8 protein-coding genes are annotated in these 8,478 nt (G+C 67.8%); 5 read left to right on the top strand and 3 right to left on the bottom strand.

Features of this window, described 5'->3' with window-relative positions; translation table 11 throughout:
* The first annotated feature begins 101 nt into the window (after window positions 1–101).
* Both B5F85_RS10325 and B5F85_RS10320 read left to right on the top strand, forming a co-directional pair.
* On the top strand, window positions 102–749 hold the full coding sequence (locus B5F85_RS10325) for an ABC transporter ATP-binding protein (RefSeq protein WP_087316992.1): 648 nt from the start codon (window positions 102–104) through the stop codon (window positions 747–749).
* A 1-nt stretch (window position 750) separates the two neighbouring features.
* Window positions 751–2,253, top strand: coding sequence for a hypothetical protein (locus B5F85_RS10320; RefSeq protein WP_087316990.1), 1,503 nt, complete (start codon window positions 751–753; stop codon window positions 2,251–2,253).
* Between the two features lie 91 nt (window positions 2,254–2,344).
* On the opposite strand, the gene B5F85_RS10315 is transcribed toward B5F85_RS10320, so the two are convergent.
* On the bottom strand, window positions 2,345–2,662 hold the full coding sequence (locus tag B5F85_RS10315; RefSeq protein WP_087316987.1) for a hypothetical protein: 318 nt from the start codon (window positions 2,660–2,662) through the stop codon (window positions 2,345–2,347).
* A gap of 589 nt (window positions 2,663–3,251) precedes the next feature.
* Between B5F85_RS10315 and B5F85_RS10310 the strand changes: the two genes are divergently transcribed.
* Entirely contained in the window at window positions 3,252–4,406 is a 1,155-nt protein-coding gene (locus tag B5F85_RS10310; protein WP_087316984.1) for an aldo/keto reductase, read from the top strand.
* 33 nt (window positions 4,407–4,439) lie between these two features.
* On the opposite strand, the gene B5F85_RS10305 is transcribed toward B5F85_RS10310, so the two are convergent.
* On the bottom strand, window positions 4,440–5,303 hold the full coding sequence (locus B5F85_RS10305; protein ID WP_087316982.1) for a LysR family transcriptional regulator: 864 nt from the start codon (window positions 5,301–5,303) through the stop codon (window positions 4,440–4,442).
* A gap of 150 nt (window positions 5,304–5,453) precedes the next feature.
* Here B5F85_RS10305 and B5F85_RS10300 point away from each other — a divergent pair, with 150 nt between their 5' ends.
* Window positions 5,454–6,323, top strand: coding sequence for an aldo/keto reductase (locus tag B5F85_RS10300; protein ID WP_087316979.1), 870 nt, complete (start codon window positions 5,454–5,456; stop codon window positions 6,321–6,323).
* Between the two features lie 86 nt (window positions 6,324–6,409).
* On the opposite strand, the gene B5F85_RS10295 is transcribed toward B5F85_RS10300, so the two are convergent.
* Window positions 6,410–6,931, bottom strand: a complete 522-nt coding sequence (locus tag B5F85_RS10295) for a nitroreductase (RefSeq protein WP_087316976.1) — start codon at window positions 6,929–6,931, stop codon at window positions 6,410–6,412.
* 390 nt (window positions 6,932–7,321) lie between these two features.
* Here B5F85_RS10295 and B5F85_RS10290 point away from each other — a divergent pair, with 390 nt between their 5' ends.
* Entirely contained in the window at window positions 7,322–8,275 is a 954-nt protein-coding gene (locus tag B5F85_RS10290) for a DMT family transporter (RefSeq protein WP_087316975.1), read from the top strand.
* Window positions 8,276–8,478 lie beyond the last annotated feature (203 nt).

The following is an 8,478-nucleotide window of genomic DNA, read 5'->3' as shown; positions in this document are numbered from 1 at the left end:
GGGCGGGGACGCAGGGTCGAGGGGCTCCGTTTGGCGGGTTGGTGGCTTGACGCCGGACGGCGGGGGAGTATCATCTCCGCATCCTATGAGAGGGGGCTCACGTGGAGGACGCGGTGCTCGAGGTGCGGGACCTCTGCTTTGGGTACGGTGACGTGCCGGTGTGGGAGGACGTGTCCTTCTCTCTGGCGGCGGGGCAGGTCGCCTTTCTGACCGCTCCCAACGGCGCGGGCAAGTCCACGCTCTTCCGCTGCCTTGCGGGCTGGCTGGAGCCGGACGCGGGGGAGATTCTGGTGACCGGCGAGCCCTTTACGGGGCGCACGCGCCTGGTACCCGGGACGCTCTCCTTCGTGCCGGACGTCCCCGCCTTCTACGACGACCTCACCGCCGCGGAGCACCTGGAGCTCGTGCTCGCGGCCAACCGCGCCGAGGACGCCCGGCCGCGCGCCGAGCGCCTGCTCGAGTGCTTTGGGCTTGCCGGTCAGGAGCGCCTGCCGCCCTCGGCATACTCCCGCGGCATGCGCGAGAAGCTTGCCCTCGTGCTCGCCCTCACGCTGCGACCGCGCGTGCTGCTGCTCGACGAGCCGCACGGCCCGCTCGACCGCGAGGCCTCGCTCACGCTCTCCCAGGAGCTCGCCGCCGCGGCGCACATGGGCACGGCGGTGCTCCTGAGCTGCCATCACGACGTTCCGGGAATCGAGCCCGACTTCTCGTTCGCGCTGCGTGACGGCGCCCTCGCGAGGGAGTCCTGAGGTGGGCGGCGGGGCACGCGGCGCTGGCCTGCGTACGCTCGTCCGCCTAGAGCGGCGCCACGTGCGCGCGAACGCCCGCTTCCTGCTCTTTGCCGCCGGGACGGACATAGACGAGGAGCGGGACTTCCTCGACCGCGCCTACCAGCTCTACCTGCTGATTTTCATGGCCGTTGCGCTCGCGCTCTCGTTCGCGCAGGTCCTCGACATCGTGGGGCAGCTGCGCGAGGGCCTGGGTGCCGAGCTCTCTGCGCAGCTGGCGCACCTGCTGCTCGTTCTCGCGCCCACGGCGGGCCTCGTGGCGTGGGGTGTCTCCGACCTGCGCGAGACCCCGCTGCGCCTGACCGCTCCCGACATCACCTGGCTCGCGCGCGTCGTGCGTCCCGAGGAGCTCTTCGTCGTGCGGCTCCTGCGCGACCTGCCGGTCATCGCGCTGGCCTCCGCGCTCGGTGGGGCCCTGCTCGGTGAGATTGCCTCCGACCACCTGGGTCTCTGGGCCGCCGCGTGCGCCGCCCTCATGCTGACCGCGCGGCTCTTTGCGCTCGACACCGCGCTGTCCCGCTCGGTCGCCGGGCCGCGCCGCCGCCGCGCGGCCACCGTCGTGGGTTTCGTGATCGTGGCGGCCTCGGGTCTGGCGCTCCTGCTCGCAGCCGCGCCGCTCGCCGCGCTGCTGCCCCGGGCACTGTCCCTCGGCGCCTATTCCGTGGTCGTCGTCCTTCTCGCCGACCTGCTGCTTCTGGGTACGGCCGGCAACAAGTCCTGCTACGCGGACATGGCCTTCGTCATCGATGACAACGAGCTCTACGCCGCCCGCAGCTCGCTGCGCTTTCTCGCGCTCGTGGACGCCGGCGCCTACAAGGAGGCCTGCCGCCGTCGCCGCGCGCGCAGGAACCGTCGGGCGAGAAGAACCTGGCGCTTCCGGCCCGGGCGCCTGGCGCCCGTCTCCCACGCGCTCGCGACGCTCGCGCGGCGCCCCTCGGCGCTCCTGGGGCTGCTCTCGGTGGGCTGTCTCCTGGTGCCCATGGGTGCGCTCGTCATGACGCTGCGACCCGGCGTGGGCGTGACGCTCTGCTGGCTCGTCTGCGCGTGCCTCTCCCTGCGCGAGCCGCTCGAGCTCGGGCACGTCTTCCGGGAGGACTGTCGCAACCGCCTCGTGCGCTCCCTGCTGCCGTTCGGTCGTCTTGAGCTGCTGGTGCTCGACGCGCTGCCCGCGCTCGCGGTGACGCTCGTGGCAAGCGGGGCTGTCGGCGGGTTCGCGGCGGCCGCGGTGGGGGCTGACCCGGCGCCCGTGGTCCTTCTTTGCTGCGCGCTCGACGTCCTTCTCGCACTGTCGTGTGGGCTTGACGATCCCGTGGCACCCGTGCGGCTGGGGTCCGTGCTGCTGACTGGCTTCTCGTTTGGTGCCGTGGCGCTGGTTGCCGTGGGGCTCGCGTCGCTTCTGGGTGCGGCTTTCGCGCTTGCGTGCGCCGCGCTGCTCGTGGTCCTTCTCGCCCGCGCGCTGCGGTAGTCCTCCGCGCCGCTCTCCCCAAATGCCCTACAGGGCTGATGGCGTGGAACGGGGGGGTGATGCAGGGTCCAACACAAGGTGGGGCATTCGCTCATTTAGCTTGGCGCGTCCCTTCCCGAGCGACGTCCGGTCGGTGCGTCTCGGCGCTCGCTGCCTTGAGTGTGCCTGCCGAGAGCAGCGCGCAGAGCACGGCTGTGCCGGGGAAGTTGAGCCAGATGCCCGTGAGCCCGAGCGGTTGCAGCACCACGAGCAGCGCGAGCGGGAAGACAAGCGCCGCGCTCACGGAGATGATCGATGCCGGCAGCGGCTTGGCGATGGCGTTCATGTAGCTCTGCGTGGCGAAGGAGAGCCAGCGGAAGAGGTACGTGATGGTGAAGAGGCCAAGCGCGCCGCGCGAGAGGGCGAGCACCTCGCCCGCGGCGCCCCGGCGAAGAGCGCCGCCCCCAGCGCGATGCCGAGCCCCACGATGAGCAGGACGGAGCAGGTGAAGGCGTTGTTAGCCTGCCGGCGCTCTCCGCGCCCGAGCAGAAGCGAGATCACGACCGACGACCCCACGCCGATGAGGTCCGACACGGCAAAGTTGATGACCACGAACGGCATGGCGAGGTTCGAGCCGCTTGAGCGCGGAGTTGATGGTCTGCGGGGGATAGTGCCAGTCCGCGCAGATGGCCGCCTGTGTGAGGTTGTTCCCGCCAAGGCGGATTACGTACAGGAGCCACAGCGCGGCGTCCGAGGCGCCCGCGTGGCGCGCGTAGGCGTGATAGAGCTGCTCGAGCTCTTTGCTGGTGCGGTTGTAGGTGATGTGAATCGTGTCGCCCTACAACGACCTCGATTTTCTAAGCACCGAAAACGACCCATCTACCTGTGACTATTTGCATCTCCGCAGGTAGATGGCTGCTTAGAAAATGCCGCCTGTTGCATGTTGCGGCGTCAACCGGACTCGCGATGCGCGGTTATTATCCTGTATGAGATGAGGGGGCGATTTGCGAGGAGGGGCCATGAACTACCGCAAGCTCGGCAGTACGGGACTCGAGGTGAGCGAGATCGGCTTTGGCGGCGAGTGGATGGACGGGTCGCCCGAGGAGGTGCTCGAGGTGGTGCGCGCCGCAGAGGAGGCGGGCATCAACATCCTTGACTGCTGGATGAACGACGCCACGCGCCGTTCCAACCTGGGTGACGCGCTCCAGGAGCTCGGCAGCCGCGAGCGCTGGGTCATCCAGGGGCACCTGGGGTCGGTCACGGTTGACGGGCAGTATACGCGCACGCGCGATCTGACGCTGGTAAAGCCGGCCTTTGAGGATCTTCTCGCCCGCTTCCACACCGACTACGTTGACCTGGGCATGATCCATTACGTGGACAAGGTTGAGGAGTACGAGCGGATCGTTCTGGGCGACAGCCCCTTCATGCGCTACGTGCGCGAGCTGCGCGCGGCGGGCACCATCCGCCACATCGGTCTCTCCACGCACAACACCGAGGTCGCGCGACGCGTTGCCGAGAACCCCGAGATCGAGACGATGCTCTTCTCGGTGAACCCGGCCTTTGACATGATGCCCGCGACTGAGAACCTCGACGACCTCTTTGGCGACTACACGGGCGTGGGGGAGGGCGGCATCAACGCCGACCGCGCCGAGCTCTACGCGCGCGCCGAGGAGACGGGCACGGGCATCACCGTCATGAAGGGGTACGCCGGCGGCCGTCTGCTCGACGCGGCGACCTCGCCCTTCGGCGTGGCGCTCACGCCCGTGCAGTGCATCCACTACGCGCTCACGCGCCCGGCGGTAGCGAGCATCATGGTGGGCTTCTCCACTCCCGCGCACGTGGTCGAGGCCGTTGCCTACGAGACCGCCTCTGCCGAGGAGCGCGACTATGCGAGCGTGCTCGCCGGGGCGCCACGCCACGCCTACCTGGGTCAGTGCACCTACTGCGGCCACTGCGCGCCGTGCCCCAAGGGCATCGACATCCCCACGGTCAACAAGTTCTACGACCTCGCCGCCCTGCACAACGAGGTACCCGATTCTGTGCGCGACCACTATCGCGCGCTCGATGCCCATGCGGGGGATTGCATCGCCTGCCACGCGTGCGAGGGCCGCTGTCCCTTTGGCGTGAAGGTTGCCGACAAGATGGCCGCGGCGGCGGGGCTCTTCGGGCTCTAGCGTGAGGCGCAACGAGTGCGCGCGGGGAGGGGCTCAGCGAGAGAGCCGTGGTAGCACGCGCTCGATGAGCTCAGAGCCCTTGCCCTGCCCGTCCGTGCGATACACAAGATAGAACGTCGCGCGGGCGCTGGCGTCGCTGAGCGGGACCGCGACGCGGGCAACGTTTTCGGTCTGATGCGATGTATACGGCGTTGCCGCCTCGGTGCTAAACGCGAAAGCATCGCTCGTGGAGAGCAGAATCTCAAACATCGAGCGATCCTCCTGCCAGAGGAATGTCGCATGCGGCAGCTCGCGCTCGACGATGCTGCGCCAGAAGCCGATGTTGGTGTATATGAGGAAGGTCTCGCCGTCGATGTCGCAAAAACGCAGCGTCTGTTTGCTCGCGAGCGGGTGCGTGCGCGGCAGGAGCACCGAGAGGCTCTCGGTCATGACGGGCTGCGAGATGAAACCGGGGAGCACGAGCGGGTTGAGCATGATGGCGGCATCGAGCGTGCCCTCCATAAGACCGCGCCGCAGATGCTGCTCATCAAGGGATTCCGAAGCGACGATGGTGCCAGGCGCCGTCTCCACCACGAGCTGCGTGACGCGCCAGAGCGGGGCTGGAGCGCAGGTGCCGATTCTCAGCGTGCGTTGGCGCGTCTCGAGCGAGGACAGTTCTTCTCGCATGCGCCGATAAGTGCGGAGCAGGTCGTCGGCGTAGTCTGCCGCGATGCGGCCTGCCTCGGTGAGCGCCGACCTGTTCGCGGTGCGGCGCAACAGGCCGCAGCCAAGTTCGTCCTCAAGCCGCCGGATGGAGCGGCTGAGCGCAGGCTGGGACATATGGAGCTCGGCGGCGGCGCGGGAGATCGATCCCGTCCGCGCAACGGCGGCGATGTGCTCGAGTTGATCGATGGTCATGGACGTCTCCTGGGGGCTGTGCGAACGCTCTGCTCATAGTATGCACATTATGCATGGTAATTGCTCGAATGCGTAGGGTGCAGTCACCGATTGCCGCAGCATGATGGTGGTGACAAGAAACAGCGCAGCCAGACAAGAAGGGAATCTACCATGGCAAACGTTCAGACCGTGACGCTCAACAACGGTATCGAGATGCCGTGCGAGGGCTTCGGCGTGTTCCAGGTGCCGGACCCTGCGGTATGCAAGCAGGCGGTGCTCGACGCCATCGACTGCGGCTACCGCCTCATCGACACGGCGGCCGCCTACATGAACGAGGAGGCGGTGGGCGCCGCCATTCGCGAGAGCGGCGTGCCTCGCGAGGAGCTCTTTGTCACCACCAAGCTCTGGGTGCGGGACGCGAGCTACGAGGGTGCCAAGGCGGCGCTCCAGACCTCGCTTGACAAGCTCGGTCTTGACTACCTGGACCTCTACCTCATCCACCAGCCGCTCGGTGACTACGTGGGGGCCTGGCGCGCCATGGAGGAGGCGTACCGCGCTGGCACCATCCGCGCCATAGGCGTGTGCAACTTCTATCCGGCGCGCTTGGCGGACTTCTGCGAGACCGTCGAGGTGACGCCTGCCGTGAACCAGGTGGAGCTGCACCCGTTCTTCTCACAGGAGGCGGCGCTTGCCACGATGCGCGAGTACGGCGTGGTGCCCGAGGCGTGGGGCCCCTTCGCCGAGGGCAACCACGGCATCTTCACGCACCCCGTCCTCACCGCGATCGGCGAGAAGTACGGCAAGACCGCGGCTCAGGTGGCTCTGCGGTGGAACATCCAGCGCGGTGTGGTGGTTATCCCCAAGTCCGTGCACCGCGACCGCATGGAGCAGAACATCGACGTGTGGGACTTCGAGCTTACCGCAGATGACATGGCGCAGATTGCCGAGCTCACCCTTGACCACAGCGAGATCGTGAACCACGACGATCCGGCGTTTGTGAAGATGCTCCACGGCGTGAGCAGCGTGAGGACTCGTCTTTAGCGACGCAGGCGGACAGGGGACGCTTTGCTGGGAGCATCGATGCTGCCGGCAGAGCGCCCCTTTCCGGAACGTGTGAATTGTTTGAGCTAAACGCGCACCACATAGCCCTCCTTGCGCGGGCCGGCGGCGGGCTCGGGGCCGTTGGCGTAGCCCAGCGCGATGGAGCCTACGCCGCGCAGCGCCTCGGGCAGGCCCCACTCCTTGAGGAGCGCCTTGCCCTCCTCGCTGTCGAAGATCTCGCGCTCGCGGTGGATCCAGCAGCTGGAGAGGCCCACGGCGTGCGCCGCGAGCATGAGGTTCTCGAGCACGCAGGAGCCGTCCTCCACGAAGGTGCCGCGTCCGCCGTCGGCGAGCACCACCACGATGGCCGGCGCGCCGTAGTACGGGTCGGCTTCCTTGCCCATCACGGCGGCGTTGAGCGCGCGCAGGCGCTCGCGGGTCTCGGGGCTCGTCACGGCCACGATCACCGGCGACTGGTGCCCGCCGCCCGTGGGCGCGTAGGTGCCCGCCTCAAGCACGGTGTCGAGCAGCTCTTGGGGGACGGGGTCCGCCTTGTAGCTGCGCACGCTCCTGCGCGTCTTGATGAGGTCGATGAGATCGCTTGCCATACGCTGCCCTTTCTCTCGCCGGAAACCGCGATATAGAAAAACCGCCCATCTGCCCAAGGACAGGTGAGCGGCGAAAAGATGATGGCGGCATCCGGAAAAATCCGCTGGGATTTTCGAGCCCCATTATGGGCACTCCCCACGCCGTGTCAAGCGTCGACAAGAACTTCTCGCCCCTGCTTGACTTCCGCAACCAAGGCCCGTACAGTCAGTTCGTCTAAAAGCGTGTGGACTTTTCTGGGCGTAAGCCACCTTTTTGCCGCACAACGGGAGCTCCGGTTGTGCGGCCTTTTCGTACACATCGACCATATGGCGGTGCGGACGGCCTTCCTCCGAGAGCTCGAGGCGTAACGAGCCGAAGCCTCGCGTTGCGGGGCGAGAGGAGGAACGGCTATGGAAAACGTGATCGATCGGCCGATGCCGTCTGCGGGGATGGCGCCCTCGGGTCGCCGCCGGGCGGTGGCGGCACTCCAGGTGTTCGCGGGCGGCGCCTGCTATGGGGCGATGGCGACCACCTACAAGCTCGCCTACGCGGCGGGCTTCACCTCCGCGCAGGTGGTTGCAAGCCAGGCGTGGTTCGGCTTCCTGTTCTTCGGGCTCGCGGTGCTTCTCGGCCGTCTGCGCGGTGTGCGGTGGCAGCGTCTTTCCGGCAAGCAGGTGCTCAAACTCATGGGGCTCGGTGCCCTCACCTGCACGACCTCGATTCTGTACTGCTACGCCATGAGCGTGCTGCCCGCACCGGTGGCGCTCACGCTGCTCTTCCAGTTCACGTGGATGGGGCTCGTCTGGCAGACCATCATGACGCGCCGAGCTCCGCGCTTCGTGGAGGTCGCCTCGGCGGCGGTCATCGTGTTCGGCACCGTGTTCGCGAGCGGCGTTTACAGGACGGGGCTTGCGGGCTACGACCCGGTGGCCCTCCTCTGCGCGCTCGGCGCCGCCGTGACCTGCTCGCTCTTCGTGACGCTCTCCGGTAAGGTGAAGGCCCTCTGCTCCAACGAGCAGCGCGGCCTCGTCGTGTGCCTGGGGGCGGGCGTCATGTCGCTCACCGTGTTCCCGGACTACCTGGTGTCGGGCGTCGTCTTCCAGGGCATCCTGCCCTTTGCCGCGGTCGCGGGCTTCTTCGGCCTCATGTGCCCCGTGCTGCTCTTTGGCCTGGGGTCGCCACACCTGCCCGCAGGCCTCTCAACCGTCATGGCCGCTGCGGAGCTTCCCGCGGGATTGTTCATCGCCATGGTCGTGCTCGGCGAGCCGCTCGGCGTCGTCGAGTGGCTGGGCGTGGTGGTGATTCTCGCGGGCGTGTGCCTCGCACAGGCTCCGAGCCTTCTCTCACGGCATACAATGCGGTGAGGCCATGCCGGAGGGCCCCGAACGCGATGCCGTGGGGTTCCGTCGGTGGCCCGATCTGCCGGGAGAGCTGCGGGCGCCCGCTTACGCGCAGACCGGCTCCGCGAGCACCGTCCCCTCAGGGAACGCGCGGCGGAAGACCCAGCGCGAGAGCGGGCCCGCCACCAGCAGGTTCCACGGCAGCGCGGCGACGAAGTTCCACGGGA

It is taken from the genome of Olsenella sp. An293, from assembly GCF_002159495.1.
Taxonomy (GTDB): Bacteria; Actinomycetota; Coriobacteriia; order Coriobacteriales; family Atopobiaceae; genus Thermophilibacter.
The sequence above is the reverse complement of the archived record's forward strand: the minus strand, read 5'-3'. Positions and strand labels throughout refer to the sequence as shown.

Bases quoted from the DNA above. Each gene is read 5' to 3' on its own strand.
- B5F85_RS10290 (WP_087316975.1), top strand. From the start codon at position 7,322: ATGGAAAACGTGATCGATCGGCCGATGCCGTCTGCGGGGATGGCGCCC.
- B5F85_RS10310 (WP_087316984.1), top strand. From the start codon at position 3,252: ATGAACTACCGCAAGCTCGGCAGTACGGGACTCGAGGTGAGCGAGATC.
- B5F85_RS10305 (WP_087316982.1), bottom strand. From the start codon at position 5,303: ATGACCATCGATCAACTCGAGCACATCGCCGCCGTTGCGCGGACGGGA.
- B5F85_RS10295 (WP_087316976.1), bottom strand. From the start codon at position 6,931: ATGGCAAGCGATCTCATCGACCTCATCAAGACGCGCAGGAGCGTGCGC.
- B5F85_RS10300 (WP_087316979.1), top strand. From the start codon at position 5,454: ATGGCAAACGTTCAGACCGTGACGCTCAACAACGGTATCGAGATGCCG.